The 26,206-nt window shown below is 73.6% G+C and carries 24 protein-coding genes; 9 read left to right on the top strand and 15 right to left on the bottom strand.

Annotation, left to right across the window (positions count from 1 at the left end; translation table 11 throughout):
* Window positions 1-7: 7 nt before the first annotated feature.
* Window positions 8-3,736, bottom strand: a complete 3,729-nt coding sequence (locus tag ACH4EB_RS01825; protein WP_398345262.1) for an AfsR/SARP family transcriptional regulator — start codon at window positions 3,734-3,736, stop codon at window positions 8-10.
* Window positions 3,737-4,114: 378 nt separating this feature from the next.
* Between ACH4EB_RS01825 and ACH4EB_RS01830 the strand changes: the two genes are divergently transcribed.
* Window positions 4,115-4,903, top strand: a complete 789-nt coding sequence (locus ACH4EB_RS01830; protein ID WP_398345263.1) for a site-2 protease family protein — start codon at window positions 4,115-4,117, stop codon at window positions 4,901-4,903.
* Between the two features lie 23 nt (window positions 4,904-4,926).
* Here the strand turns inward: ACH4EB_RS01830 and ACH4EB_RS01835 are convergent, their stop codons facing one another.
* The 9 genes from ACH4EB_RS01835 to ACH4EB_RS01875 all read right to left on the bottom strand — a co-directional run bounded on the left by ACH4EB_RS01835 (window position 4,927) and on the right by ACH4EB_RS01875 (window position 12,846).
* Window positions 4,927-5,223, bottom strand: a complete 297-nt coding sequence (locus ACH4EB_RS01835; protein WP_398345264.1) for a hypothetical protein — start codon at window positions 5,221-5,223, stop codon at window positions 4,927-4,929.
* 93 nt (window positions 5,224-5,316) lie between these two features.
* Window positions 5,317-6,558 (bottom strand): helix-turn-helix domain-containing protein, encoded by a 1,242-nt coding sequence (locus tag ACH4EB_RS01840; protein ID WP_398345265.1) that lies wholly within the window; start codon window positions 6,556-6,558, stop codon window positions 5,317-5,319.
* A 68-nt stretch (window positions 6,559-6,626) separates the two neighbouring features.
* Window positions 6,627-6,824, bottom strand: coding sequence for a hypothetical protein (locus tag ACH4EB_RS01845; protein WP_398345266.1), 198 nt, complete (start codon window positions 6,822-6,824; stop codon window positions 6,627-6,629).
* Window positions 6,825-7,026: 202 nt separating this feature from the next.
* Complete coding sequence (npdG, locus tag ACH4EB_RS01850; protein WP_398345267.1) at window positions 7,027-7,779, bottom strand: NADPH-dependent F420 reductase; 753 nt, start codon at window positions 7,777-7,779, stop codon at window positions 7,027-7,029.
* Between the two features lie 13 nt (window positions 7,780-7,792).
* Window positions 7,793-8,611 (bottom strand): carbohydrate ABC transporter permease, encoded by an 819-nt coding sequence (locus tag ACH4EB_RS01855; RefSeq protein WP_398345725.1) that lies wholly within the window; start codon window positions 8,609-8,611, stop codon window positions 7,793-7,795.
* An 89-nt stretch (window positions 8,612-8,700) separates the two neighbouring features.
* Window positions 8,701-9,654, bottom strand: a complete 954-nt coding sequence (locus ACH4EB_RS01860) for a carbohydrate ABC transporter permease (protein ID WP_398345268.1) — start codon at window positions 9,652-9,654, stop codon at window positions 8,701-8,703.
* A 107-nt stretch (window positions 9,655-9,761) separates the two neighbouring features.
* On the bottom strand, window positions 9,762-11,162 hold the full coding sequence (locus ACH4EB_RS01865; RefSeq protein WP_398345269.1) for an ABC transporter substrate-binding protein: 1,401 nt from the start codon (window positions 11,160-11,162) through the stop codon (window positions 9,762-9,764).
* The gene (locus ACH4EB_RS01870; protein ID WP_398345270.1) at window positions 11,159-12,289 is read right to left on the bottom strand and encodes an exo-alpha-sialidase; all 1,131 of its coding nucleotides are present in this window, start codon (window positions 12,287-12,289) and stop codon (window positions 11,159-11,161) included. The genes ACH4EB_RS01865 and ACH4EB_RS01870 overlap by 4 nt, the downstream gene beginning before the upstream one ends.
* 326 nt (window positions 12,290-12,615) lie before the next feature.
* On the bottom strand, window positions 12,616-12,846 hold the full coding sequence (locus tag ACH4EB_RS01875; RefSeq protein ID WP_398345271.1) for a hypothetical protein: 231 nt from the start codon (window positions 12,844-12,846) through the stop codon (window positions 12,616-12,618).
* A 67-nt stretch (window positions 12,847-12,913) separates the two neighbouring features.
* Here ACH4EB_RS01875 and map point away from each other — a divergent pair, with 67 nt between their 5' ends.
* Together map and ACH4EB_RS01885 are read left to right on the top strand one after the other, a co-directional pair.
* Window positions 12,914-13,771: a type I methionyl aminopeptidase gene (gene map / locus ACH4EB_RS01880; protein WP_398345272.1), complete on the top strand. Its 858-nt coding sequence runs from the start codon at window positions 12,914-12,916 to the stop codon at window positions 13,769-13,771.
* Window positions 13,772-13,997: 226 nt separating this feature from the next.
* Window positions 13,998-14,687: a heme oxygenase (biliverdin-producing) gene (locus ACH4EB_RS01885; RefSeq protein ID WP_398345273.1), complete on the top strand. Its 690-nt coding sequence runs from the start codon at window positions 13,998-14,000 to the stop codon at window positions 14,685-14,687.
* A gap of 144 nt (window positions 14,688-14,831) precedes the next feature.
* Here ACH4EB_RS01885 and ACH4EB_RS01890 read toward each other — a convergent pair whose 3' ends face one another.
* From ACH4EB_RS01890 to ACH4EB_RS01900, 3 genes are all read right to left on the bottom strand, one after another.
* On the bottom strand, window positions 14,832-15,608 hold the full coding sequence (locus ACH4EB_RS01890; RefSeq protein WP_398345274.1) for a PhzF family phenazine biosynthesis protein: 777 nt from the start codon (window positions 15,606-15,608) through the stop codon (window positions 14,832-14,834).
* 182 nt (window positions 15,609-15,790) lie between these two features.
* The gene (locus tag ACH4EB_RS01895) at window positions 15,791-17,425 is read right to left on the bottom strand and encodes an HtaA domain-containing protein (protein ID WP_398345275.1); all 1,635 of its coding nucleotides are present in this window, start codon (window positions 17,423-17,425) and stop codon (window positions 15,791-15,793) included.
* Between the two features lie 44 nt (window positions 17,426-17,469).
* Window positions 17,470-18,915 carry an HtaA domain-containing protein gene (locus tag ACH4EB_RS01900; protein WP_398345276.1) on the bottom strand — a complete coding sequence of 482 codons (1,446 nt, stop codon included), beginning with the start codon at window positions 18,913-18,915 and terminating at the stop codon, window positions 17,470-17,472.
* 139 nt (window positions 18,916-19,054) lie between these two features.
* On the opposite strand from ACH4EB_RS01900, the gene ACH4EB_RS01905 reads away from it, so the two are divergent.
* The 4 genes from ACH4EB_RS01905 to ACH4EB_RS01920 all read left to right on the top strand — a co-directional run bounded on the left by ACH4EB_RS01905 (window position 19,055) and on the right by ACH4EB_RS01920 (window position 23,255).
* Window positions 19,055-20,101, top strand: a complete 1,047-nt coding sequence (locus ACH4EB_RS01905) for a hemin ABC transporter substrate-binding protein (protein ID WP_398345277.1) — start codon at window positions 19,055-19,057, stop codon at window positions 20,099-20,101.
* A 1-nt stretch (window position 20,102) separates the two neighbouring features.
* Window positions 20,103-21,251 carry a FecCD family ABC transporter permease gene (locus tag ACH4EB_RS01910; protein WP_398345278.1) on the top strand — a complete coding sequence of 383 codons (1,149 nt, stop codon included), beginning with the start codon at window positions 20,103-20,105 and terminating at the stop codon, window positions 21,249-21,251.
* Window positions 21,248-22,102 carry a heme ABC transporter ATP-binding protein gene (locus ACH4EB_RS01915; RefSeq protein ID WP_398345279.1) on the top strand — a complete coding sequence of 285 codons (855 nt, stop codon included), beginning with the start codon at window positions 21,248-21,250 and terminating at the stop codon, window positions 22,100-22,102. The genes ACH4EB_RS01910 and ACH4EB_RS01915 overlap by 4 nt, the downstream gene beginning before the upstream one ends.
* A gap of 175 nt (window positions 22,103-22,277) precedes the next feature.
* The gene (locus tag ACH4EB_RS01920) at window positions 22,278-23,255 is read left to right on the top strand and encodes a hypothetical protein (RefSeq protein WP_398345280.1); all 978 of its coding nucleotides are present in this window, start codon (window positions 22,278-22,280) and stop codon (window positions 23,253-23,255) included.
* 84 nt (window positions 23,256-23,339) lie between these two features.
* Here the strand turns inward: ACH4EB_RS01920 and ACH4EB_RS01925 are convergent, their stop codons facing one another.
* Both ACH4EB_RS01925 and ACH4EB_RS01930 read right to left on the bottom strand, forming a co-directional pair.
* Window positions 23,340-24,086 carry a bifunctional DNA primase/polymerase gene (locus tag ACH4EB_RS01925; protein WP_398345281.1) on the bottom strand — a complete coding sequence of 249 codons (747 nt, stop codon included), beginning with the start codon at window positions 24,084-24,086 and terminating at the stop codon, window positions 23,340-23,342.
* 214 nt (window positions 24,087-24,300) lie between these two features.
* The gene (locus ACH4EB_RS01930; RefSeq protein ID WP_398345282.1) at window positions 24,301-24,903 is read right to left on the bottom strand and encodes a TetR/AcrR family transcriptional regulator; all 603 of its coding nucleotides are present in this window, start codon (window positions 24,901-24,903) and stop codon (window positions 24,301-24,303) included.
* A 124-nt stretch (window positions 24,904-25,027) separates the two neighbouring features.
* On the opposite strand from ACH4EB_RS01930, the gene ACH4EB_RS01935 reads away from it, so the two are divergent.
* The gene (locus ACH4EB_RS01935) at window positions 25,028-25,216 is read left to right on the top strand and encodes a DUF6243 family protein (protein WP_398345283.1); all 189 of its coding nucleotides are present in this window, start codon (window positions 25,028-25,030) and stop codon (window positions 25,214-25,216) included.
* Between the two features lie 106 nt (window positions 25,217-25,322).
* Window positions 25,323-26,153: a dimethylargininase gene (gene ddaH, locus ACH4EB_RS01940; protein ID WP_398345284.1), complete on the top strand. Its 831-nt coding sequence runs from the start codon at window positions 25,323-25,325 to the stop codon at window positions 26,151-26,153.
* Window positions 26,154-26,206 lie beyond the last annotated feature (53 nt).

Here is a 26,206-nt window from a genome sequence, read left to right on the forward strand (position 1 = left end):
GCTCGCGTCAGATGAGGGCGGTGGCTTCCCCGAGGGAGAGGCCGCCGCCTTCTGCGTGCGCCCGTTCGTACGCGGCGTCGTCGAGCACCGCGCGGGTCGCGGCCTCGGCGGCGGCCCGGTTCTCCCGGACGATCCGCTGCGGCAGGTGCGAGCCGGACCGCAGCGCGTCGTACGCGCCGATCAGCCGTGCCGCGTCCGGACCGGCATCCGCGCCCCGCACGCACAGCAGTACCCGCGCGCCGGTCAGGAGCTGGACCACCGGCAGGTCGGGCGCGACGAGCTGCGTCAGTTCGTCCTGGAAGAGCGTCAGCGCCGTCCGGAGCCGGGGCAGCGCGTCGGCGCACTTGCCCTCTTCGACGTCCAGGGCGGCCAGGGCCGCCATCAGCACGCCCTTGAACATGTCCGGTCCGCGCTGGCCGAACGGCTTCTCCACCTCGTCCAGGTGGCGGCGCGCCTCCCGCAGCCGGCCGACGCAGGTGAGGTGCATGGCGAGCGTCAGGTGGGCGAACGGCACCGCGTCCCGGCCGCTGTGCTGCTTCGTCCCCAGCTCCAGCACCTCGTGCAGCAGGCGCTCGCCGACCGCTTCCTCCCCCGCCTCGATCAGTACGGCGCCCAGCCGCGTCCGCAGCAGCAGGGTCTGGCCGGACGCGCCGAGGTCCTGGGCGTAACGGATGGCCGCCCGGTAGTCCTCCGCGGCGAGCGCGTACTCGCCACGGCCCTCCCGTGACTCGCCACGTCCCGCGAGGGCTTCCGCCACGCCCCACGCGTCCCCGAGCCGTTCGAAGATCTCCAGGGATTCGTCGGCGTCCCGGCGGGCCTGGGCCAGGCCGCCCGGCCGGTCGTTGTAGATCTTGGCGCGCAGTTGCAGGACGAACGCCAGCTCCCACTCGTAGCCGTACTCCCGGCAGGCGCGGACAGCTTCGTCGGACATGTGCGCCAGGTCGGCGAACCGACCGGTCAGCAGGACCGCGTAGTACCACATGACGCCCGGCACCTTGCAGGTCTGCGGCAGGCCGCTGCGGTACGCGGCGAGGATGCCGGCCAGCTCCTCGCGCCGCTCCGGGTTGCGCAGCACCTCGATGTCGCTCTCCACACTGGCCAGCCCGACCAGCCGGACCTCGCGGCGCGCCTCCTTCAGTTGCTCGGGGTCCATCGGCGGCGGCGCGTCGATGGGCCGCGTGTGCAGGGCGGGCGCGGGCTCGACGGGCAGCGCGAAGGGGTCGGGGCCGAGGGCCGCCACGGTGGCCGACCAGACCCGGGCGTCGGAGCGGTGGTCGCGCAGCGACCAGAACCACTGGAGCGACAGCACCAGGCACAGCGCCTCGTGCTCGTCGTGGGCCGCGACGGCCCGGCGCAGCGCGGTCCGCAGGTTGTCGTGTTCCAGTTCCAGGCGGTCCAGCCAGCCGCACTGGGCGGGGCCGCGCAGCAACGGGTCGGCGGTACGGGCGAGTTCGCGGTAGGCGACGAGGTGGCGGTGTTCGGCCGCGGGCCGCTCCCCGGCCTCGTCCAGGCGCTCGCCGGCGTACTCCGAGACGGTCTCCAGCAGCCGGTAGCGCATCCGCCCGTCCCGGCCCGGCGCGGCGACCACCAGCGACTTGTCGATCAGCGAACCGAGCAGGGCGGCCACGTCCCGCGGGCCGACGCGGTCCTGAGGGGACGGTGCGGGCCCCGTGGCGTCCGGCCCGTCCCCGCAGACCTCCTCCGCCAGGGCCAGGTCGCAGCCGCCCGAGAAGACGGACAGGCGGCGCAGTACGGCCCGTTCGGCGGCGTCGAGCAGGTCCCAGGACCAGTCCACCACCGCGCGCAGCGTCTGCTGCCGGGGCAGTACGGTGCGGCTCCCGCTCGTCAGCAGCCGGAACCGGTCGTCCAGCCGGTCGGCGAGCTGCCGCGGGGTGAGCAGCCGCAGCCGCGCCGCGGCCAGTTCGATGGCGAGCGGCAGCCCGTCGAGCCGCCGGCAGATCTCGGCACACGCGACCGGGTCGTCCTCGACGCGGAACCCGGGCCGGGCGGCGGCGCCCCGGTCGGCCAGCAGCCGCAGCGCGACCGGGTCGGGCAGCGGCTCCACCGGCCGCAGCGCCTCGCCCGGCACCGCCAGCGGTTCCCGGCTGGTGGCCAGCACCGTCACGCCGGGGCACTCGGCCAGCAGCCGGTCCGCCAGCTCGGCGGCGGCGCCGATCACATGCTCGCAGTTGTCCAGGACGAGCAGCATCCGCCGGGTCGCGCAGTGTTCGGCGAGGCGTGCCATCGGGTCGTACGCGGTCGGGTCGGTGACGGCGCGCAGTTCCTCGGCGGTGGTCCGTACGACGGTCTCGCGCGCCCCGAGAGCGGTGAGCACCGCTTCCGGGACGGTCTGCGGGTCGTCCACGGGCGCCAGCTCCGCGAACCACACGCCGTCCGGCCACAGGCCGGGCGCCGCGACCGCCGCCGCCTCCGCGCTCTCCTGCGACAGCCGCGTCTTGCCCGCCCCGCCCGGCCCGAGCAGCGTCACCAGGCGGTGCGCGGCCAGGTCGGCCCTGATCACCGCCAGGTCGTCCTCCCGCCCGACGAAGGAGGTCGGCCGGGTCCGCAGATTGCCGAGGCGGGGCGCGGGTCCCGGGCGGGCGCCGTTCCCGGCGTCCGGCCCCGGGGACGTACCGGTGGCCGGCCCGGCCCCGTGCCGGTCGGGGCGTTCCGCACCGGGCGCGGGGGACGGTACGACGGTTTCCGGCGTCACCGGGCGACCGACGGACGTGTCCTCTGCTGCCGCCTGCGCCGCTGCCGCCTCCGCCGGACGGTCGACGGCCGTGCCCCCGCCCGCCGTCCGGGCCGCTTCCGCCACTGGCCGACCGCCGGACGTGTCCTCTCCCGCCCCCAGCGCCGGGCGACCGACGGACGCATCCCCGCCCGCCGCCTGTACCGCCTCCGCCACCGCCGGGTGACCGCCAGGCGCGCCCCCGCCCGCCCCCAGTGCCGCCTCCGCCCCGCGCCGGTCCGCAGATACGACGCCCTCCCCCGCGCCGCCCCCCGCGGGAGCGTCCTCCAGCCGCAGCAACTCCGCGTGCAGACCGCGCAGTTCGGGGCCCGGCTCCGCGCCGAGGCGGTCGGTGATCGCGGCCCGCACCGAGGCGTACGCGTCGAGCGCCTCCGCCGTGCGCCCCGCGGCCCGCAGCGCGCGCAGGCGCAGGGCCTGGAGCGGCTCGTCGAGCGGGTGGTCCTCGCACACGGCCGTCAGCGCGGGCAGCGCCTGGCCGGGCCGGCCGAGGGCGACCTCGGCGGCGAGCCGGGTACGCCGGGCGTCCAGGTGACCGCGCGCGGCGCGGGCGGCCTCGCCCGTCGCCGCCGGGAGATCGGCCAGCGCCGGCCCGCGCCAGAGCGCCAGGGCGTCGTCGAGCAGCGCCGCGGCCTTGACCGGGTCGGCGTCGGCCAGGGCCTGCGTCCCCTCGGAGGCGAGCTGCTCGAAGCGGTGCAGGTCCACGGCGGACGGGTCGGCGCACAGCCGGTACCCGCCGTGTACGGAGGCGATCGCGTCCCGGCCGACGGAGCGGCGCAGCCGCGCGACCAGGGCCTGTAGCGCGCCGTTCGCGTCGGCGGGCGGCTCCGGGCCCCAGACGTCATCGATCAGCAGCTCGACGGTGAGCGCGCGGCCGGGCCGCAGCGCGAGCGCCGTGAGCAGTGCGCGCAAGCGGGGGCCACCGAGGGCGACGGGCGTACCGTCGCTCCGGTGGGCCTGGGCGGTCCCGAGGATTCCGTAGCGCACCGACCCATTGTCCTGTACGGACGGCGGCCGCACCGTCGGCACTCCTCTTGCGTCGCGTCCGCCCCGAGGAGCACGCCGCACGCGGCCCGGTGCCGGGGCCGGTCGCCCCGGCCCCCGCCCCCACTGTCGGTCCGCCCCGTGCCCCGTATCCGTCATGGGTTCAGACTGCCCGGAAGCTCCCGCCCGCCGCCCGTCGTTTTCCGTGCACGGCCGCCCCGTCCGCCGATACGGTCGTGGCGACCCGTCACGCCCGCACAGCAGCCCTCAGCAGGCACCCAGCAGCACACCGCACCCCTCGGCAGCACAACAGCAAGCGCCCGAGCACCGCCCAGCACCACACCACACCGCACCACTCAGCGACACCGGGAGCACCACACGATGACCACAGCAGCTCAGCGCGCCGACCACCGCGTCAGCCCGGTCTTCCTCGCGCTCGTCGCCGTCATGGCGGTGTCGGGGTGGGCCGTCTGGACGGGGCGGCTCGCGGCGAGCCCCGGTTTCGCCGTCTTCCTGTTCGTGGTCTCCGGCTGGATCGTCTCGCTGTGCCTGCACGAGTACGCGCACGCCCGCACGGCGCTGCACAGCGGCGACATCTCCATCGGCGCGAAGGGCTACCTCACGCTGAACCCGCTGAAGTACACCCACGCGCTGCTCAGCATCGTGCTGCCGGTGATCTTCGTCATCATGGGCGGGATCGGCCTGCCGGGCGGCGCGGTCTTCATCGAACGCGGCCGCATCAAGGGCCGCTGGCGGCACAGCCTCATCTCGGCCGCCGGCCCCCTGACGAACATCCTCTTCGCAGCGGTCGTCTCGGCCCCCTTCTGGCTGGGCGCCATGGACGGCGTCCCCCAGCAGTTCCGCTACGCTCTCGCCTTCCTGGCGCTCCTCCAGGTCACGGCCGCCATCTTGAACTTCGTTCCGGTCCCGGGCCTGGACGGCTACGGCGTCATCGAGCCCTGGCTCTCGTACAGGATCCGCCGCCAGGTCGAGCCCTTCGCCCCGTTCGGCCTGATCGCCGTCTTCGGCCTGCTGTGGATCCCCGGGCTCAATCACCTCTTCTTCGACGTGGTCGACGCCATCCTGCGCGCCCTCGGCGTCAGCAACTGGGACACGTACTTCGGCCAGCAGCTCTTCCGCTTCTGGCAGAGCGGGCCGGCGCTCCGCTGAGCCGGCCCACCGCTGCTCCCGCCCTACGGGAGGGCGCCCACGACGTCCCGCGGCTCGTCCGACCCGCCACCCCCGTGCTTCTTGCCGCTGTCGCTGCCGTCCTGCGGGTGGCCCATCGCGGGCGTGTGACGCGGGTGCCGCCGGATCTCGTGACTCGCCTCCACGGCCACGAAAACGAGCCCCGCGGCCCGCGCCCCCGCACGACACTCGGCTTCGGCGGCGCAGCGGGCGCAGCCTTCCTTCGGGTCAGGGTTGATGTCCCTGGCGAAGGGGTCCAGGAGGTGTACGGGCCGGTCGAGGGTTCCTCGGTGTTCGTTCATGAGGCCACCATTTCGTCTCCGCGCGGGGCATTCCAGACACTCCGCGTGACAGTCCGGCGTGCGGGGGAACGCGAGCACCACGTGACGTGGTAGTCAACCGCTGATTCCCAGGTGGGAGGCGAGAGTTCGCATGTCTGCGGTGAGCGTGCGGGCCCGGGTAGACAGCACCTTGTCCAGTACGCGACGTGCCATCGGCTGATGACGCATCCACTCCGGCTGCGACCGGTAGATGCCCATGAGTTCGCCCGTGGCGTCATGGTGCGCGCCGGTCAGGCTGTGGGCACGTGCGACATCGAGCCGGTACCGGCCCCAAACATTGCTGGTGGGGGCGCCGTACGTCGTGAGACTGTCCCGGTGGAGCGGTCCGGTGTCCGCCCGTCGCAGCACTCCCCGCACGTCGCCCTTCAGCGACAGGTCCTCGATGACCTTGATCTCCGCCGTGGCCGGGCCGAACGCTCCCCATTGGGTCCGGAAGTCGGTGCGCTCGCGGCCGATGGCGTGGGCGGCCGTAGCGGCCATTCTGCGGGCGTCCTTCGCCTCCGGCTTGCGGTTGTTGCGGACTGCGGCGGCGGCGACGCGGAGCAGCAGCTCCCCCCAGACGGCCAGTTCCTGCGGCATCGCCTTCGAGATGCGGGGCTCCATCGCGTCAGCCGTGTCGGACGCGAGGTCCGCGCATTCGGCGAAGCGGTCCTGCCGCAGCAGGAGCCAGCACATCCCGATGACGCCGACGGCGGCTGTGGGCATCGCTTCGATCCCACGGGCGTCCCGGATACCTGAAGCCAGCGCCTGGTACGCCAAGTCGTACTGCCGGACCTGCGTCAGGTACTTGCCCGTCAGGAAAAGGGCGCGTGCTCTGGTCGACACCGACTGGTGCCGCTGCTCGTCTCCGTCGGCCACACACACGCCTCCCTCGGCGGCGGAAAGGATGCCGGGCAGCCGCCGCGCGACCGCGTCGTAGCGGTCGGCCTGGTAGAGCGCATGCGCTTCATCGATGTCGTGCAGCAGGCCGCCGCGAAGCCCTTCCCCCGCAGGCGGGCCGGCTTCGTCGGCGAGACCGACGGGCGGCATCAGATGGCGGCGGAGATCCAGTAGCTGCTGACGGCTGGGGCCGTCGTCACTGATCGGCTCGGGGCTGGCGGCCGGGGCGAACAGTGCCGCCGTATCGACGTCGAGGGCCTCCGCGAACCGCGCCAGCGTCTCGACGCGCGCCACGCCGCCCTGCTCCAGTTTGCGTACGGTGCCCAGGGACACTCCGGCCGCCTCGGCCAGCCGTTCCTGGCTCCACCCCAGGCAACGGCGGTGGTTGCGGATGTTGGCCGAGATCTCCGGAGACATGGACATCACCTACCTCTGGCACCCAGAGTAGGGGTCACTGCCGAGCCCCCGCGGCGCGGAAGCCGGGATCAGCCTGCCACGGCCGATCCTTCCCGCCGGGCGCGGTCCATCTTCGCCTTGCGTACGTAGAACCACGCCATGTTGCTGGAGATGCCCGCCATCAGGATCCACACGATGCCGAGCCAGCTCCCCTGGACGAACGAGACGACGGCCGCGGCGACGGCGAGGGCGCAGACGACGAGGGCGAAGACGGCGAGGCGGGGCATGGGGTCGGCTCCTGTGCGAGGGGGTATGGCGTTTCCTCCAGTGTCCCCCATGGCCTCGGAGGCGGAACCCGAGGGCCCGGCGGCCGGGGCGTACGGGCGGGGCCCCGGGCCGACGGGCCCGGGGGCGCAGGGCCGGAGGGGCGACGGAACGGCCGGCCGCTCTCCGCCCCGCGCGTCCAGGTCCCTCCGGCCGGGCTGCGTCCTACACGTCCGTGACCCGCAGCCCCGCGTGCGCCTTGTAGCGCCGGTTGGTGGAGATCAGGTTGGCGACCAGGGATTCGACCTGGTGCGCGTTGCGCAGCCGGCCGGCGAAGACGCCGCGCATGCCGGGGATGCGGGCGGCCAGGGCCTGGACCTGGTCGGTGTCGGCGCGGGACTCGCCCAGCACCATCACGTCGGTGTCGATCTCCGCGGTCTCCGGGTCCTGGAGGAGGACGGCGGAGAGGTGGTGGAAGGCGGCGGTGACCCGGGACTCGGGGAGCAGGGCCGCGGCCTGCTCGGCGGCGCTGCCTTCCGCCGGCTTGAGCGCGTAGGCGCCCTTCTTGTCGAAGCCGAGCGGGTTGACGCAGTCGATGACGAGCTTGCCCGCGAGTTCCCGCTGGAGAGCCTGGAGGGTCTTGGCGTGGCCGTCCCACGGTACGGCGACGATCACCACGTCGGAGCGCCGCGCGCACTCCGCGTTGTCGGCGCCCTCGACGCCGTGGCCCAGCTCGTCGGCGGCTGCCCGGGCACGCTCCGCGGCACGCGAGCCGATGATCACCTTCTGGCCGGCCCGGGCGAGCCGGTAGGCCAGGCCGCGTCCCTGGTCGCCGGTGCCACCGAGGACGCCGACGACGAGGCCGGACACGTCGGGGAGGTCCCACGGGTCCCGCTTGAGGGCCTTCTTGGCCTCGGTCGCGACATTCACAGGCTGCGCACCGTCGGTCGCGGGCCGCGCATCGTCAGAAGTAGTCATGACAGCGATACTGTCACGCCTTCACGCTGCCCTCGGTGAGTCCCGTACGCCAGTACCGCTGGAGGACGGTCATCAGCACCATCAGCGGCAGTACGGACAGGAAGGCGCCGCCCACCGTGTACTGGTACAGCTCCGGTTGCCGGTCCGCGTAGCCGGTCCAGGAGGTCAGGCCGAGCTGGATGGGGTACAGGTCGGAGTCGGAGAGCATGACCAGCGGCAGGAAGTAATTGTTCCAGATGTGCACGAACTGGAACAGGAAGACGGTGACCAGCGCCGGTGTCATCAGCCGCAGCCCCAGCCCGGCGAAGATCCGGGCCTCCCCCGCGCCGTCGATGCGGGCCGCCTCCAGGAGCGAGTCGGGTACGGCCGCCGCCGCGTAGATCCGGCAGAGGTAGACGCCGAAGGGGCTCACGACGCTGGGGATCAGCACCGCCCAGTAGGTGTCGGCCAGGCCCAGGGAGCTGAAGAGGAAGAAGAGGGGGAGGGCCAGGGCGGTGCCGGGGATGAGGACGCCCGCCAGGACGAGGTTGAAGACGGCCTCGCGGCCCGGGAACCGGAATTTGGCGAGCGCGTAGCCGGCCGCCGCGGAGAGCAGCGTGGCGGTGAGCGCGCCGAGGCCCGCGTACAGGAGGGAGTTGGCGAACCATCGGACGTAGATGCCGTGGTCGTAGGTGAGCACGGCACCGAGGTGGTCGAGGGGCCGCGGGTGCGCGAACCAGAGGCCGAAGGTGCCGAAGAGGTCGGCACTGTTCTTGGTGGCGGAGACGACGAGCCAGTAGACGGGGGTGAGGAAGTAGATCGCGGCGAGGGCGAGGAGGGCAGCGGTGATGATGCGGTGGCGGAGGGGCGGGAGGGTGGCCGTGCCGGAGGGACGGGTGGGGGCGGCGGGGCGTACGGGAGCGTCCCGGGCGGCGGGCCGGCTCACCGGTCGCTCCCGTCACCGCGCTGCCCGACCAGCCGCAGGAAGCCGAACGACAGCACGCAGGCGACCAGCGCCAGCAGCACCGCCTCGGCCGCCGCGACATGCTGATTGTTGCTGACGAACGCCTCGCTGTAGGCGTGCAGGTTGGGGGTGAAGCCGGAGTCGATGGTGGCGGCGAGGGGCCGTAGCACCATCGGCTCGGCGAACAACTGGAGCGTGCCGATGATGCTGAAGACCGTGGTCAGCACGAGCGCGGGCCGGATCAGCGGGATCTTGATGTGCCGGGCGAGGTGCCAGGCATTCGCGCCGTCGATGCGCGCCGCCTCGTACAGCTCGTCCGGTACGGCCTTGAGCTGGGAGATCAGTACGAGCATGTTGTAGCCGGTGAACTGCCAGGTGACGATGTTGGCGATGGACCACAGGACGGTGTCGCGGGCGAGGAAGTCCACGTGCAGGCCGAGCGACCCGGCGATCTCCACCAGTGGGCTGATGCCCGGTACGTACAGGAAGCCCCACAGGATGGAGGCGATGACGCCGGGGACGCCGTACGGCAGGAAGAACGCGCTGCGGAAGAACGTGATGCCGCGCGCGCTCGCGCTTTCCAGGAGCAGCGCCAGCACCGTCGCCAGCGCGATCATCAGCGGTATCTGCACGGCGCCGAAGAGCAGCACCCGCCCGAAGCCGGTCAGGAAGCGGTCGTCGGCGAGCGCCTGCGCGTAGTTGGCGAGGCCCGCGAAGACGTCGCGCTCCCGGCCACCGAGGCCGAGCGGGCCGGTGCGCTCGGTGCGGTGCAGGCTCTGGTGGACGGCGTGGACGATCGGGGCGACGAAGCAGAGCAGGAAGAGGGCGAGGAAGGGCAGGACGAAGCCGGCGGCGGCACGGGCGTTGCGGGCTTCGGTACGGGTGAGGCGGCGGGGCGTACGGCGTACGCGAGGGGCTTGTGTGTGCCGCACGGAGGGGCCCCGTGCGCGCCGTACGGAAGCGCCTCGTGTGCCCCGTACGCGCCCGGCGGCGTCCCGGATCCGGTTCCGACCCCGGCCCCGGTCCCGCTCCCGTCCGCTCACCCGCCGCTCTCCACCTTCAGGCCCTTGCCCCGCAGGTCGGAGACGGTCTGCCCCTGGACCGTCTTGAGTACGGACCGGAACGTACCGCCGCTGTCGAGCGCTTCGGTGAAGGCGTCGCCGAGCCGCTGGTAGAGGGTGTCCACGCCCGGCCCCCACTGCCAGCTCGTGTCGACGTGCGCGCCCGCGTCCGCGAAGACCCTGCTGTACGCCTGGCCGCCGAAGAAGTCGCGGTGCACGTCGAGGTCGGTGGTGGCGTAGCCCTCCTTCGCACTCGGGAAGCCGTAACCGCCCTTGATGAGCAGGGCGATGGACCGCGGGTCGGAGTTGAGCCAGACGGCGAAGTCCAGCGCGTCCTTCGGGTAGGCGGCCCCGGCGAAGACGGCGGTGGTCGAACCGCCCCAGTTCGCCTGCGCGTTGCCGCCCGCCTGCCACTGCGGCAGGGGCGCGGCCCGCCACTTCCCCTTGGTGCCGGGCGCGTTGCCCGCCAGCAGCGCGTCGCCCCAACTGGCACCTATCCAGGCGGGGATGGCGCCGGTCTGGATGTCCTTGTACCAGGCGTTCTGCCGGTCCGGGACGGTCTTGACGAGCTTGCGCCGGACCAGCGACTCCCAGTAGTCGGCGACCTTGCGGGTGGGCTCGTCGTCGATGTGCACGGTCCAGGTGTCGCCCTGCGCGGCGTACCACTTGGCGCCCGCCTGCCAGGCCAGCCCGGCGAAGCGGTTGCCGTTGGCGGGGGCGAACGTCTCGATCCAGGCGCCCTGCCGGCGGACCGCCTCGGCGGCCTCTTCGTACGCGTCCCAGGTCTGCGGGAGCTGGATGCCCCACCGGTCGAAGAGGTCCTGGCGCAGGAAGAGGCCCATCGGGCCGGACGCCTGCGGGATCGCGTAGACGCCCTTGCCGAACACCGACTGCTGCCACTGCCAGCCCACGAACCGGTCCTTGGAGCGGGCGGCGCCGAGCGCGGACAGGTCCATCAGGGCGTTGTCGAGCAGGAAGCCGGGGACGACGGGGAACTCGATCTGGGCGAGGTCCGGCGGGTTCCCGGCTCTGACGGCGGCGTGCATCTTGGCGTACTGGCGGCCGTCGACGGCGGACACCTTCTCCACCTCGACCCGGACGTCCGGGTGCTCGCTGTTCCACAGGTCCACCGGCTTGTCGATACCCGGCACCCAGGACCAGAACGAGAGCTGGATCCGCTGGCCCTTCTCGCGCTCCTTCGGGATCGCGCCGCCGTCCGCGTCACCGCCGTCGCCGCAGCCGGCCAGCGTGAACCCGGCGGCCGCCGCGGCGGCCCCGCCGAGCAGGGCCCGGCGGCGGATCCGGCGCGCCCGGAGACCGCGGTCCCCCTCGCGGCCCGCTTCGTGACCCCGGCCGCTGTCGTACGTACCGGTGCTCATACCAGCTCCTCCACGGGGATGCGGCGGAAGGTGATCGTCGAATAGGCGCCGAAGTCGCCCGTCTCGTAGAGCAGCCCGACGGTCGCGCCGTCGATCCGTACCAGGTCGGAGTAGGCGGCCGGCAGCCCGTCGACGGTGTGCGCGGGGCGCCAGGTCAGACCGCGGTCCCGGCTGGCCCGTACGGTCATCAGCGCGCGGGCGTCCGGGTCGGCGGGGCCGGAGAAGAGCAGCACGTCGGGCTCGCCCAGGTGCAGCACGCTGCCCTCGACGACGGGCCCGGTCAGTCCGGCCTGCGGGCGGAAGGGCCTGATCAGCCGCTCGCCGGCGTGGTCGGGGGCGGAGTGGGCGTCGGCGCGGTTGCCGGGGGCCGGGGAGTCGTTGCGGGTGTTGAAGTAGAGGGTGCCGTCCGGGAGTTCGGCGGCGGTCGTCTCGTTGGCGTTGATGTAGCCGTTGGGGTTGCTGTCCGTGTAGCCGATGCGCCAGTTCCCGCCGCCGTCGTCGTCGCTGAGCAGGACGTGGCCGCCGTTGTAGCGGCCCTCGGTGCCGTTGTCGCCGGAGACGGTGGGGGCGATGGAGTGGTTGGCGGGGACGACCAGGCGGCCGGCGTGCGGGCCGTACCGGAGCTGGAGGGCGTGCCCGGGAGTGGTGGCGTACCAGCGCCAGTTGGCGCGCTTGACCTGCGCGGTGATCTCGCGGGCCGGGCTCCACGTGGCGCCTTCGTCGTCGCTGTGCTGCACCCACACGCGCCGCCCGTCGGCGGCGGACACCAGGCCGCGGCGGATGCGCTCCTCGGTGGCGGTGGCGGCGTTGCGCAGGTGCACCAGCAGGACCCGGCCGCCGTCGAGCACGACCGGGGCCGGGTTGCCCGCCGTACCCGTGCCGTTGCGGGCGACGGCCTGGAGCGGGCCCCAGGTGCGGCCGCCGTCGGTGGAGCGCTTCAGCACGATGTCGATGTCGCCGTGGTCGGCGGCGTCGCGCACGCGGCCTTCGGCGAAGGCGAGCAGGGTGCCGGGGGTGGTGGCCGGGGCGGTGCCGTCCGGGGGGCGGGTGGTGACCACCGCCGGGATGCGGAAGCTCGCGTAGCCCTCGGACCCGGCGCGGAACGGAAGGGAAGTCTCGTGAGCCATGGGTCCTCCCCCGACGGCCGGACGTAGGACGTCCTCTGTCAGCGTGACCATAGGGAGCCCCCAACTGACCGTCAAGGCACGGCACACGTCTGGCGCGGGCCACCACCCGACTGCGCCGCCGGGGCGCGCACGGCACCGGAAAGCCGCCTTCCGGACACCTCGCGTCCACCTGCCGACCGGCCCCTACGCGGGCCCGGACTCGGCCCCGGGCCCGGACTCACCCCCGGATCCGGATCCCGGCCCCCCTCCCCTCAGGCCCCTCTAAAGGCCCCTCTAGGCACTCTCGCCCCTCAACCCCCTCAAGCTCCCCGGCCCCCCTCGGACCCCTAGGTCCCCTCAGGTCCCTTGGGTCCCTTCTCGTGCCAGCGGGGGTCGGTCTCCCACTCCAGATTGCGTTCGCGGGCGGTCTCCATCGCGTGGGCCGCCTCCTCGCGCGTCGCGTACGGGCCGAAGCGGTCGGCGGCGCGGCACTCGGGGCCTTCCTCGACCGTTCCGTGCTTGAGGCAGTAGTACCATTCGCCGGGTTTGCCGGCCGTCTGCCTCTTGAACAGCGCCATTACGGCCTCCTGTCTGCGACTCCTGTGCCGCCATCCTGCCCGATGGGCCACGGATACACTCGCTGGCATGTCTGGCCAGTCGCTTCTTGCCCCGGGGACGATCTCCCCCACCCGCCCCGTCCCCGCTTCCGTCCCGCGCCCCGAATACGTGGGCAAGCCCGCGCCCACCCCGTATACGGGTCCGGAGGTGCAGGACGCGGAAACGATCGAGCGGATGCGCATCGCGGGGCGGATCGCCGCCCAGGCGATGGAGGAGGCCGCCAAGCTGATCGCGCCGGGTGTGACCACCGACGAGCTGGACCGAGTCGCCCATGAGTTCATGTGCGACCACGGCGCCTACCCCTCCACCCTCGGCTACCGCGGCTTCCCGAAGTCTCTGTGCTCCTCGGTCAACGAGGTCATCTGCCACGGCATCCCCGACTCGACCGTCCTACAGGACGGCGACATCGTGAACCTGGACGTGACCGCGTACATCAACGGCGTGCACGGCGACAACAACGCCACGTACCTCTGCGGTGACGTGGACGAGGAGTCCAAGCTCCTGGTGGAGCGGACCCGCGAGTCGCTGAACCGCGCGATCAAGGCGGTCAAGCCGGGCCGTCAGATCAACATCATCGGCCGGGTCATCGAGTCGTACGCCAAGCGCTTCGGCTACGGGGTCGTCCGCGACTTCACCGGCCACGGGATCAACACGGCGTTCCACTCCGGCCTGATCGTCCCGCACTACGACAGCCCGCACCACACCACCGACATCAAGCCCGGCATGACCTTCACCATCGAGCCGATGCTGACGCTGGGCACGTACGAGTACGACATGTGGGAGGACGGCTGGACGGTGGTGACGAAGGACCGCAAGCGCACCGCGCAGTTCGAGCACACCCTCGTCGTCACGGAGACCGGCGCGGAGACCCTCACGCTTCCGTAGGCCGGTCGGTGCGGCCGGGGTACGGCCCCGAGCCCGCGCCCCGAGAAGCACATGCACCGCTGCCGACGAGCCCGCGCCCCGTGTCGCGGGCTCGTCGGCAGTGGTGTTTTGCCGACACGCCGTCGGGAAGGTTACCGACAGGGCGTCGGGAACGGGTTGACTTAGGTAAGCCTAACCAACCACAATCGGAGCCCGTACGCACCCCATCGGTCCCCGGAGGTCCGTCTTGGCCGCGCCCAGCTCGACCCCGTCCGCGCACTCCGCCGCATCGGTGCCGTTCTCCACCCTGATCCGCACCGCCTCGCACGAGCAGCACACGGAGGCCGAGAACTCCTCGTTCATGGGTGACCTGCTCGGCGGCAAACTCGGCGTCACGGCCTACCGGCGCTACACCGAGCAGTTGTGGTTCGTCTACCGCGCGCTGGAGGACGCCTCCGAGGCGCTCGCCGGGGACCCGGTCGCCGGGCCGTTCATCCGGCCGGAGCTGGCCCGTACGGCGGAGCTGGAGCGGGACCTGACCCACCTCGGCGGCCCCGCCTGGCGTACGGGGCTCCAGCCGATGCCGGCCACCGCCGCGTACGCCGACCGCGTCACCGAATGCGCCCGCCGCTGGCCCGCCGGGTATGTCGCGCACCACTACACCCGCTACCTCGGCGACCTCTCCGGCGGCCAGATCATCCGGGGCACGGCCGAGAAGACCTGGGGCTTCGCCCGCAAGGGCGACGGCGTGCGCTTCTACGTCTTCGACGGCATAGCCAACCCCGCCGCCTTCAAGCGCGAGTACCGCGGCCTGCTGGACGCGCTGCCGGTGGACGACCTGGAGAAGCAGCGGGTGGTCGACGAGTGCAAGCGCGCCTTCGCGCTCAACACGGCGGTCTTCCGCGAGCTGGGGGAAGCGTTCCCGCTGAGCGCGTGAGCGAGCGGCCGGCCGTTCGTCAGGGCCGCCGGACCGGTTCCCGCGCGCCGCGCCTGGACCGGTTCCCGTCAGGGCCGGACCGGCTCCCGTCAGGACCTGACCGGCTCCCCTCATGACCGGGCCGGCGGACCACGCCGGCTTCCTTCAGGACCACGCCGGTACGGGCAGGACGCGGCCGCCCAGTGCGATCGTGCCGTCCTCGTGTGGACGCGTCAGGATGCGGGAGCCGGTGCCCTGGCGGACGTCCAGGGCCCGGCCGAGTTCGTGGGTGAGGGTGAGCGCCGCGGCGCCCGTGGCCTCGTCCTCCACGATGCCGTCGCCGCGGCGCGGGAAGTAGCGGGCGCGTACCGTCCCCGCATCGCGGTCCCGCCACGCCCACACGTAGAGCGGGCCGTCCCCGGGCGGCGGCCCGGGCAGCGCGGCCACATCCGCCGCCGTCGCCAGCTCCTGGGTGCGGCGCCCCGTGGACCACTCCGGCCGCCCGCGCACCCAGACGTACTCCCCGTCGTACGTGACCGGCACCTCGCCGGCCGGCGGGCGCAGCGCGGCCACCGGCCGCCCGAGGTACCGCAGCAGCCACGCCGTACCGACCAGCGGATGCCCGGCGAAGGGCAGCCGCACGCCGGGCGTGTAGATGTCGAGCGGAGCGCCGCCCGCGCCGTCCGCATCATCCGCGCCGCCCATACCGCCCGCGCCGTCCACGGCCCCCGTACCGTCCGCGTCGTCGAGGAAGACGGTCTCGCTGAAGCCGAGTTCGGCGGCCAGCGCCTGGCGGGCGGCCCGTCCCGGCACGGCGGCGCCGTTGCGTACGACGCCCAGCGGGTTGCCGCCCCGGCCGTCGGGGCCGCAGAAGACGCGGACGACGTACAGGTCGTGGCCTGGCAGCTCATGGGGGGCGCGGGGCGAACGGGGTGCTGTCATGCGGACATCTTCGCCCCTGGCGCCCGCCCGGGAACGCCGGGTACCCGCCGCGCGGAGGCATGCGCGGCGGGTACGGCCGACCCCTGGGCCCGGGGCGCGCCTGTGTGGGGTGTGTGAGGGGAGGCGGCCCCTGGGGTGCGGAGCCCGGGGGAAGTGGGGGGTGGGTCCGAAGGGTTACCGGGTCATCGGGCGGTGCGGCGGCGTACGGCGTAGGTGGCGGCGGCGCCCGCCGCGATCAGGGCGGCGGCCGCGCCGGCCAGCGCGCCGTTGGGGGTGGCGGTACCGGTGGCCGCGAGCGCGGCGCTGCCGCTGCTGAAGCCGGCCGACCCGGCGCTGTCGACGGCGGCGCCCGGCGTACCGGAACCGGTCGCGGCGGACGGCAGTTGAGCGTTCGGGTCGACGGTGACGACAGCGGTCACGGGGTCGAGGGCCTGACCCGCAGGGTAGTCCGCGAACGCCTTGGCACCGGCGGCGGTCAGCGTCGCCGGCACGTTCTTGAGCGTGACGACACCGTTCTTCGCGGTGAGGGCACCGGTCGGGATCTTGAGGTCGGCGACCGCCATGCCCGCAGTGTTGGTCACCTTGCCGGAGGCGCGGGACTTCGCCGAGACGTCCGCGATCAGGGTGCCCTTGGTACCGGCGGCCTTGACCTTGAGGTTGGCGAACTTCAGGTCGAGGGCGCCCGCGTGGCCGGTGAAACGGACCGAGCCGTTGAACTCGACGGCGAGGGAGGCCGCCGCGCCGTCGTATGTGCCGTGGCCCTTGGGGAAGCGGTAGCCGGCGGCGGAGGGGGCGGCGCCGCCCGCGAGTTCGGCCTTGCCGCCGGCGATGGGGCCGGCGATGTAGTCGCGGAAGGACTTCTTGACGCCCCAGTCGAGGTTGCCGTCGACGATCTTGCCGGAGGCGGAACCGGAGGCGAGGGCGGAGCCCGCCGCGGAAGCGGGTGCGGCGGCCTTCTCGCCGGTGTCGCGACCGGAACCGGAGCCACTGCCCGAACCTCTGCCGGACGCCGGTCCCGACCCCGCGCCCGAACCGGAGCCGCTGCCGGCCCCCGCCTGCTCCCCCGTCTCGCCGCCCTTACCGCCCCGGCCGCTCTCGCCGCCCTGGTCCCCCTTGCCGCCCCGGCCGTCCTGTCCGCTCCCACCTGGCGCGGGCTTACCCGGTGCGGGCTCACCCGGCGTCGGCTCACCGGCCGTGCTCGCCGGGGTCACCGTCAGCGTGGCCGGGTCGAGTTGCTGGCCTTCCTTGTACATGCCGTTGAACGCCGCCGCGCCCTTGGCGGTCAGTTTCACCGGGATGCCGGCGAACTTCATCGTGCCGCCCGCGCCGCTGCCCGGCCGTACCGCCGACAGGTCGAGCGAGGCCAGCGCCACGTCGCCCTGTGTCGTGCCCGCGGCCGTGATGTCGGCGGTGATGGCGCCGGACGTGCCCTTCGTGGTGACCTTCAGGTCGGCCAGCTCGATGTCGAAGCCGTGTGCCTTGGAGGTGAAGCGGACACTGCCCTTGAAGGTGGTGGCGACGGCGTGCGTACTCATGTCGTACGTGCCGGTGCCGCCCGTGAAGGTGAACGGGCCGTTGCCCGGTGCCTGCCGCGCGCCGCCGGCGGTGGTGATGTCGCCGAGCGCCATGCCCTTGACGTACCTGCGGAAGGACTCCTTGACGCCCCAGTCGAGCGTGCCGTTCTTCAGCTCGGTCTTCGGCGTCGCGGTGCCGGCGGCGGGGGCGGCCGTGGCGGTGGACGGCAGGCACAGGGCAGCGGTGGTGGCGGCGGTGGCGATGGCTGCCGCGAGGGCGAGCGGACGGCGTATGGCGGCCATGGTCGGTGGCTCTCCTTGGTGGTGGGGGCGGTGGATCGGGTGGGTCAGTCCTGCGGGGGCGCCGTGGGGGTCGTACGGCGGCGGGCGCGCAGGACGAGGAAGGCGGCGACGGCGACCAGCGCGCCGGCCGCGACGAGGAGGATGACGGTGCGGCCGGAGCCGGACGAGGCGGACGCGGCCCGCTCGGGGGCGGTCTGCTCGGGGGCGTCCTGCCTCGCCTGCTCGCCGTCCGCGGTGGCCGATTTGGGGTCGGTGCCGAGGTCGGGGAGGGCGGGCAGCGCGGCCTTCTTGTCGACGGCGACGGCGAGCGAGACGGGGTCCATGTCCGTGCCCGCCCGGTACAGCCCGCCGAACGCCTCGGCCCCGTCGGCGGTGAGCCGGGCCGGTGCCTCGGTGAGCTTGACCAGGCCGTTCTCGGGCGTGAGCCGCTTGGCCTCGAAGGTGGCCAGCGGGGTGCCCCTGGCGGTCGTACCGCCGGTCGTGACGTCGGCGGCGAGGGTGCCGCGGCCGTCCCGCACCGTGACCGAGACGGCGGCGAGGGTGAGGTCCAGGTTCTGGCCGGTGAAGCGGATCCTGCCGGTGAAGTCGGCGTTCAGGGTGCCCCGTTCGGCGTCGTACGTGCCCTTGCCGCGCGGGAAGCGGAAGAGCGCGCCGCCGTCCTGGGCGCCGTCGGAGAGCTGCCACCTGCCGTGCGCGATGTCGCCGGTGACGTACTCGCGGAAGGTGCGGCGGACGCCCCAGTCGACGGCGGCGTCGGTGAAGGCACCCTGCCGGGCGTCGCCGCCCTCGGTGCCGTCGCGGGAGGGGGCGGGTGTCGGGCCAGGCGCCGCCCCGGCCCGTACGTCCGCGGACAGGCTCACCGGGTCGAGCCGGGTGCCTGCGGTGTAGTACCCGGCGAAGGCCCGCGCGCCCTGCGCGGTCAGCTTCGCCGGGACGTTCGTCAGCGCGATGGGCGTACCGCCGCCCCGGGTGTCGACCCCGTCGAGTCCGAGGGTGGCCAGCGGCACCCGGGCTGCCGTGGTGACGCGGCCGGTGCCCTTCTCCTTGCTGGTCATGTCGGCGAAGAGGGTGCCGCGACCGTCGGCGACGGCGACCCGGGGGCGGCTGATGGTCAGGTCCAGTTCGTACGAGCCGTCCGGCCTGCGGTGGCCGGTGAAGTGGACCCCGCCGGAGAAGCCCGCCGTCAGGGCGCCGCTGTCCGGGTCATAGCTCCCGGTGGCGGAGTGGAAGCGGAACCGGCTGTCGCCGACGGTGGCGGCACCGCCGTTCAGGGACCAACTGCCGTGCGCGATGGGCCCGGTGACGTACGACTGGAAGGAGGACTTGATGCCCCAGTCCAGCCGCCCGCCCGCGACCGTGCGGGCCGCCGCCTGTGCGGGGGCCGCGGGCAGTGCGGGGAGCAGCGTGCCCAGCAGTGCCGCCAGGAAGGCGGCGGCGAGCACGCGGGCGCGGCCGCGAGTACGGCCGCGGGCCGGTCTGAACGGCAGCATCGGGGACCCCTCCAGGGCTAGCGGATAAGGTAAGGCTAACCTAAGCTAACCGCGACCGAAGCGGAACCCCGGGACCCGGCCGGGCACCCGCCCGCTCCACCGGCCCCGGGCCAACCGACGTACACAGAAAGGCGGGACAGTGACAGCAGCCATCCGGGAGCCGGTCCGCCGGCGCCTGTCACGGCCCGCCGCGGCGCTCGCCGCCACCCTGGCGCTCGCCCTCGCGCTCACCGGCTGCGGCGACGGCCCGGACACCGCCGCTCCCCCGGCGACGTCCGCCGCCCGGCCCACCGCCGACCGCATCGAGCCGCTGTCCGGGCCCGCGCCCCGGCCCGCGCTGCCCACGACCGTACGGTCCGCGGACGGCCGGGACGTGACGGTGCGCAAGGCCGACCGGATCGTGCCGCTCACCGGCTCCCTCTCGGAGACCGTCTTCACGCTCGGGCTCGGCGGCCGGGTCGTCGCGCGCGACATCACCGCCACCTTCGAACAGGCCGGGCACCTGCCCGTGGTGACCCGGGCGCACGAGGTGTCGGCGGAAGGCGTGCTGTCGCTCAAGCCCGACGTGGTCCTCGCGGACACCACCACCGGACCGGCGGAGGCCATCGGCCAGATACGGGACGCCGGTGTCCCGGTCGTCACGTTCCGGCCCGCGACCCGGCTCGCCGACGTGGCCACCCGCATCGACGCGGTGGCGGCGGCACTGGGGGTACCCGAGGCGGGCGCCGCCCTCACGTCCCGGACGGACCAGCGGATCGCGGCCGTACGGAAGGAGATCCCGCACGCCGGTACGGCGGCCGACCGCCCCCGGGTGGCCTTCCTCTACCTGCGCGGCTCGGCCTCCGTCTACCTCATCGGCGGCGCCGGGTCCGGCGCCGACTCCCTCATCGAGGCGGCGGGCGGCGTCGACGCGGGCAAGGAGTCGGGGCTGAAGAAGGACTTCACGCCGATCACCAGCGAGGCCCTCGCCCGGGCCGCGCCGGACGTGATCCTGGTGATGGCCAAGGGCCTGGAGTCCGTCGGCGGGATCGACGGCCTGGTGAAGATCCCCGGCGTGGCGCAGACACCCGCCGGCATGGACCGGCGGGTGGCCTCCGTCGACGACGGTGTGCTGCTCAACTACGGGCCGCGCACGGACGCCGTCCTGCGCTCCCTGGTCCGGCAGATCCACGCCGAGGGGAAGTGAGATGACGGCACTCCCCCACGCGGACGCGAGCCCGGGTACGGATCCGGGAACGGGAACGACAGCGGGCACCCCTGCGGAACCGGGCACGGACGCGGGCACACCCCCTGCCGCGCCCTCCCGCCGCTTCCCCCGCACCACCCTGCTGACCACCGGCCTCACCCTCGCCCTGCTCACGGGCTGTCTGCTCTCCGCCGGTCTCGGCGCGTACCGCATCCCGCTCGGTGACGTCCTCGGCTCGCTGCTGCACCATCTGCACCTCGGCGGCGCGGAGCTGGACCGGGTCGGCGAGAGCGTGCTGTGGAACGTGCGCCTGCCGCGCGTCGTCCTGGCGCTGCTCGTCGGTTCCTCGCTCGGCTGCGCGGGCGCCCTCATGCAGGGCGTGTTCGGCAACCCGCTCGCCGAGCCGGGCGTCATCGGCATCTCGTCGGGCGCCGCGGTCGGCGCCGTGGGGGCCATCGCGCTCGGTCTCGGCTTCCTCGGCACCTGGACGGTCCCGGCCTGCGCGTTCGTCACCGGCCTGCTGACCGTCCTGGTCGTCTACGCGCTGTCCCGCTCGGGCGGCCGGACCGAGGTCGTCACGCTGATCCTCACCGGCATCGCGGTGAACGCCTTCGCGGGCGCGCTGATCGGCCTGTTCCTCTTCTTCGCGGACAACGCGCAGGTCTCCCAGATCACCTTCTGGCAGCTCGGTTCGCTGTCGCAGGCCGTGTGGCCCAAGGTGCTGGCGGTCCTGCCCTGCGCCGTCGCCGGACTGGCCGTCGCACCGTTCTCCGCCCGGAAACTGGACCTGCTGGCCCTCGGCGAACGCCCCGCCCGGCACCTCGGCGTCGACGTGGAACGGCTGCGCGTCGTCCTCATCCTGGTCGTCGCCCTGCTCACCGCGGCGGCCGTGGCGGTGGCCGGTGTCATCACCTTCGTCGGGCTGCTCGTCCCACACCTGCTGCGGATGGCGGCCGGTCCCGGGCACCGCTTCCTGATCCCCGGCAGCGCCCTGGGCGGCGCCCTGGTGCTGGTCGTCGCCGACCTCCTCGCCCGCACGGCCGCCCAGCCGGCGGAGCTGCCGCTGGGCGTCCTGACCGCCCTGTTCGGCAGCCCGTTCTTCTTCTGGCTGCTGCGCAGGACCCGCCGCAGGCAAGGAGGCTGGGCATGAGCCGGGGCCGGTTCCCGATGACCCGTATGTGGTGCGCGGGGCGCTCCCGGGCCCTCCCCGCGCCCGTCCCCGCGGGCACGGCCTACGCGCGGGCCCGCGGACTCGGCGTGAAGCTGGGCGCCCGTACGGTCCTGGACGGGGTGGACCTGGACGTGACCGCGGGCCGGGTAGTGGCGCTCGTCGGGCCGAACGGCGCGGGCAAGTCGACGCTGCTCGCCGCGCTCGCCGCCGACCTGCCCGCCACCACCGGCGAGGTACGGATCGACGGCCGCCCGGCCACCGGCTGGACCGCGCCCGAACTGGCGCTGCGCCGGGCCGTCCTGCCGCAGTCCGCCGCCCTCTCCTTCCCGTTCACGGTGGAGGAGGTCGTACGGATGGGCCGCGCGCCCTGGGCGGGGACGCCGCGCGAGGACGAGGACGAGTCCGCCGTCGCGGAGGCGATGGCGGCGACCGAGGTGACCGGATTCGCCGGCCGGCCGTTCGCCGCGCTGTCCGGCGGTGAACGGGCCCGGGCCGCGCTCGCCCGCGTCCTGGCGCAGCGCGCTCCGCTGCTGCTGCTCGACGAGCCGACCGCCGCGCTGGACCTGCGCCACCAGGAACTGGTGCTGCGGCTCTGCCGGGAGCGGGCGGCGGCGGGGGCCGCGGTGGCGGTCGTCCTGCATGACCTGGGGCTGGCCGCGGCGTACGCGGACCGGGCGGCCCTGCTGCACGGCGGGCGGGTCGCCGCGCAGGGCCCGCCCGCCGAGGTCTTCGGCGCGGAGCTGCTGAGCCGGGTCTACCGGCAGCCGGTCGAGGTGATCGGGCACCCGCGCACCGGTGTTCCCCTGGTCATGCCGGTGCGTGAATCCTGACCCGCGCCGGGACCCGCGCGGCAGCCGGTGGCCTCCCAGGTCACGGTGTGGACGCTGTTGCCGGTCCCCGCGCCCGCCCGCTTCCCCGCCCCCGGTAGGGTTGCGCCGAATCGTGCCACCCCGGCGGCCGCCCAGACCGCCCCGGCCCCGGTCGCCCCGAAGGAGCCCGAGCCCCATGACACGCAGGTCGCCGTTCCGGGTGCCCGTAGCGCTGACCGCCGCGAGCGCGGCGCTGCTGACGCTGAGCGGGTGCATGACCGTGCACGGCGAACGGGAGCTGCTGCCGGCGGTGTCGAAGGACGAGGCCGCCAAGGCGCTCCAGCAGTTCGTCGACGGCTTCAACACCTCCAACAGCACGCTGGACCCGAAGGTCAACCCGACCTACGAGACGGAGTCGCTGCTCGCCGTCGACCAGGCGCTCACCAAGGCGGGGCACGCGGTCAGCCCGCGGGGCAACCCCAGGTTCCCGCCGCTGAAGCTGACCAACCCGGCCTTCACCGTGCCCAAGCAGGCGGGCTGGCCGAAGGTGTTCCTCGCGGACGCGGTCAGCAACCGCAACAACGCGCGGTGGTTCCTGGTGTTCACCCGGGACTCAGCCGGCGCGAAGTGGAAGGCCGGCTATCTGTCGTCGCTGACCGACCGCGAGATCCCGCAGTTCAAGACGGACCGGGACGGCTTCGCCGAGGTGGTGCCGGCCGACGCCGGGGACTCCGGCCTGAAGATCGCGCCGGGCAAGCTGGGCGCGGCGTACGCGGCGTACCTGAAAACCGGCAAGGGCGACACCTTCGCCCCGGGGCCGCACACCGACCGGTGGCGGGCGCTGCGCGAGCGGCAGGGCCGGCAGCCGGGCTCCCGCATCCAGTACGAGGACCAGGCGTCCGGATTCACGCCGGTCGCGCTGCGGACCAAGGACGGCGGGGCGCTGGTCTTCTTCTCGACCTACTACCACCAGCAGAAGACCGTCTCCGAGGGGTCGCGGATCAGCATCGGCCCGGAGATCAAGGGGATCATGGAGGGGCCGGCGAAGCCGTCCAACCGGATGACCTTCACGACCCTGTCGCAACAGGCGGTGAAGGTCCCGGCCGCGGGCGCCCCCGGGAAGGTCGGCGTCCTGCACCGGCTGGAGGCGAAGACCTCCGCCAAGTCGCTGTAGGCGGGACCCGGCCCGGGCACCCCGGGCGTCCCGCTCGGGCGGGGCCCGGCGGCCGTGCCACGGACCCGGCCGCCAAGACGCGCGTCAGCGGCCGATCGGCCAGGCCGCCGCTTCGTGATCGTGGTCGGGCTGCTGGTCCGCGTACGCGGCGCAGGCGTCGGTGAGCGACTCCAGCAGCGTCAGCGGGTCCGGCACCGGCCGCTCGGGGCCGCGCAGCCAGGCCACCTCGGGCTGGTCGCCGGGCAGGCGGGAGGGCGGCAGGAGGACGTAACTGCCGCGGCAGTGCCAGCGCAGGCCCGGATGCTCGTCCATCGTCTCCGGATGGCAGTCCAGCTCACAGGGCCACCACTCGTCCTCGTCGTCCGGGGTGCCGCGGGTGGCGGTGAAGAACAGCATCCGGCCCTGCCCGAGCGCCGCGCCGCTCAGCGCGACCGGACCGACCTCGACGCCCGCAGCCTCCAGCCGCTCCAGGGCGCTGCGGCCCGCCTCGACGGGGACGTCCAGCACGTCGTGGGCGATGCCGGTGGCGGTGATGAAGTTGGCCTGCGGATAGGCGCGCGCCCAGCCGGCGACCTTCTCGCGGTCGGTGCTGGCGACGGTCTGCCAGCCGAAGGAGACGGGGTGCCGGCCGGGGGTGGGACAGCCGATGCGCTCACAGGAGCAGCCGTAGCCGGAGGGGTGGGCTGCCGGGGCGAGCGGGAAACCGGCGTCGGCGACCGCCAGCAGCAGGTCCTCGCGGCTCTGCGCCGCTGATCCCGTGTCCGTATCGCCGCCGTCCGAACCGCTCCTCGGCCGGCGAAGCCACTGGGAGAACCTGCTCTTGCGTTCCATCTATCCCCTCACTTCGAGCGGTGGTCTGGGATCAATGCTGCCACCATCCTCCTCTTCGGGTGACCGGAGTACGGATCCGGGGTGACCGGAGAACGGGCGAATCCCACCAATACGGTCGGTTTCCACCCCACTTCGTTCACTTTCCTTTACCTTTCACGCCCCCTGGGCGATCCCGGCGCCTCATCCGGGGATGCGGGCCGCCCGGCTCCGCGGATCACCCGGCGGCGCGGGGCCGCAGACCGGCGAGCGCCAGGTCGACCAGCGCGTCCACGTACGCGTACGTCAGCTCGCCGGTCCGCATCAGCCAGCGCTGCGAGAACGGGCTCAGCACCAGCTCGGCCGCCAGCCGCACGTCCACGTCCGGCCCGATCTCGCCCGCCTCCTGGGCGGCCCGCATCCGGTTCACATAGACCCGGATGCCGGGCTCCAGCAGCCGCTCGACGAACCGCGCCGACAGCTCCGCGTCGTTCGCGCCGGCCGCCGCGAGCGCCCGGTAGGGGGCCTGCCACTTCTGGTCGTTGAACTCGTCCGCGGTGGCCCGCAGGACGAACTTGAGGTCGGCGGCGAGGTCGCCGGTGTCCGGCAGCCCCGCCTCGTAGCCCTCCACGTCCTGGGTGAAGGCGTCGAGCAGGACGGCGGCCTTGGAGGGCCACCAGCGGTAGATCGTCTGCTTGCCGACGCCGGCGCGGGAGGCGATGCCCTCGATCGTGAGCTTGTCGTAGCCGACCTCGCCGACGAGACAGAGGGCCGCGTCGAAGATGGCGCGGCGCGAGCGTTCGCTGCGGCGGGTGGAGTCGGGCGCTGTCTTGTTGGCCATGTCCGGAGTCTACCGACAAGTGAACCGAGACGTATCGTCTTGACAATACGGATCGTCTCGCCTAGACTCGCCATCGAGCGAGACGACGCGTCTCGCCGGTCGGCGGACGAAGGAGATGACCCACATGGGCAAGGGCAGCGCGGGCAACATGCTCGGCGTCGGCGGCACCCGCAGCAAGCTCTCCCGCGGCGCGCTGCGCGGCGGCCGGGGCGGCAACGGACCGGGCGGCGGCACCGACCCGATGGCGCAGCGGCGCGCCCTGCTGCGCAAACTTCAGGAGCAGCGCGGCGCCGGGGAAACCCGCCAGGGGTGAAAATCACCCGATCGGATCACTGCGCAACAGGCTCCTCACGGTGGACGATTTGAGCGCGTACGCACCTCGTACGCCTCCGTGTCCCACCCACCGTGAGGAGCCTTCCTTGCGTACACCCCGGCGCAGCACCCGGCCCCGGCGTTATCTGATGTGCCCGCCGACCCACTTCAAGGTCAGCTATTCCATCAACCCCTGGATGGACCCGGACAAACCCATCGACCTGCCGCTGGCACTGGCCCAGTGGGAGGTGCTGCGCGACCGCTACCGCGCGCTCGGCCACACCGTCGAGGAGCTGCGGCCCCGCCCCGACCTGCCGGACATGGTCTTCGCCGCGAACGGTGCCACCGTCGTGGACGGCCGGGTGCTCGGCGCGCGGTTCGCCTTCGAGGAGCGCCGCGGCGAGGCCGCGGTCCACGCCGCGTGGTTTCGCGCGAACGGCTTCACCGACGTCCGCGAGCCGGAGAACGTCAACGAGGCGGAGGGCGACTTCGCGGTCACCGCCTCATGGCTGCTGGCCGGGCGCGGCTTCCGCAGCAGCCCGCTCTCGCACGCCGAGGCGCAGGAGTACTTCGGCCGCCCGGTGATCGGCCTGGACCTCGTCGACCCGCGCTTCTACCACCTCGACACGGCGCTGTGCGTCCTGGACGACGCGACGGACTCGGAGGTCATGTACTACCCGGGCGCCTTCTCGGCGGGCAGCCGGGCCGTGCTGGCCCGGCTCTTCCCCGACGCCCTGATCGCCTCGCGCGCGGACGCCGAGGCGTTCGGCCTCAACGCGGTCAGCGACGGCCGGCACGTACTGCTGCCGCAGGCCGCGGTGGGGCTCTTCGACCCGCTCCGCGAGCGGGGGTACGAGCCCGTCGGCCTGGACCTGACCGAGCTGCTCAAGGGCGGCGGCAGCGTCAAGTGCTGCACACAGGAGCTACGCGCGGCCTGACACCCGGCCCACCGCGTGCGCGCGGCGCGGTCGCGGGCACCACGTCCCGCGCA

It is taken from the genome of Streptomyces sp. NPDC018045 (assembly GCF_044327445.1).
Classification (GTDB): Bacteria; Actinomycetota; Actinomycetes; order Streptomycetales; family Streptomycetaceae; genus Streptomyces.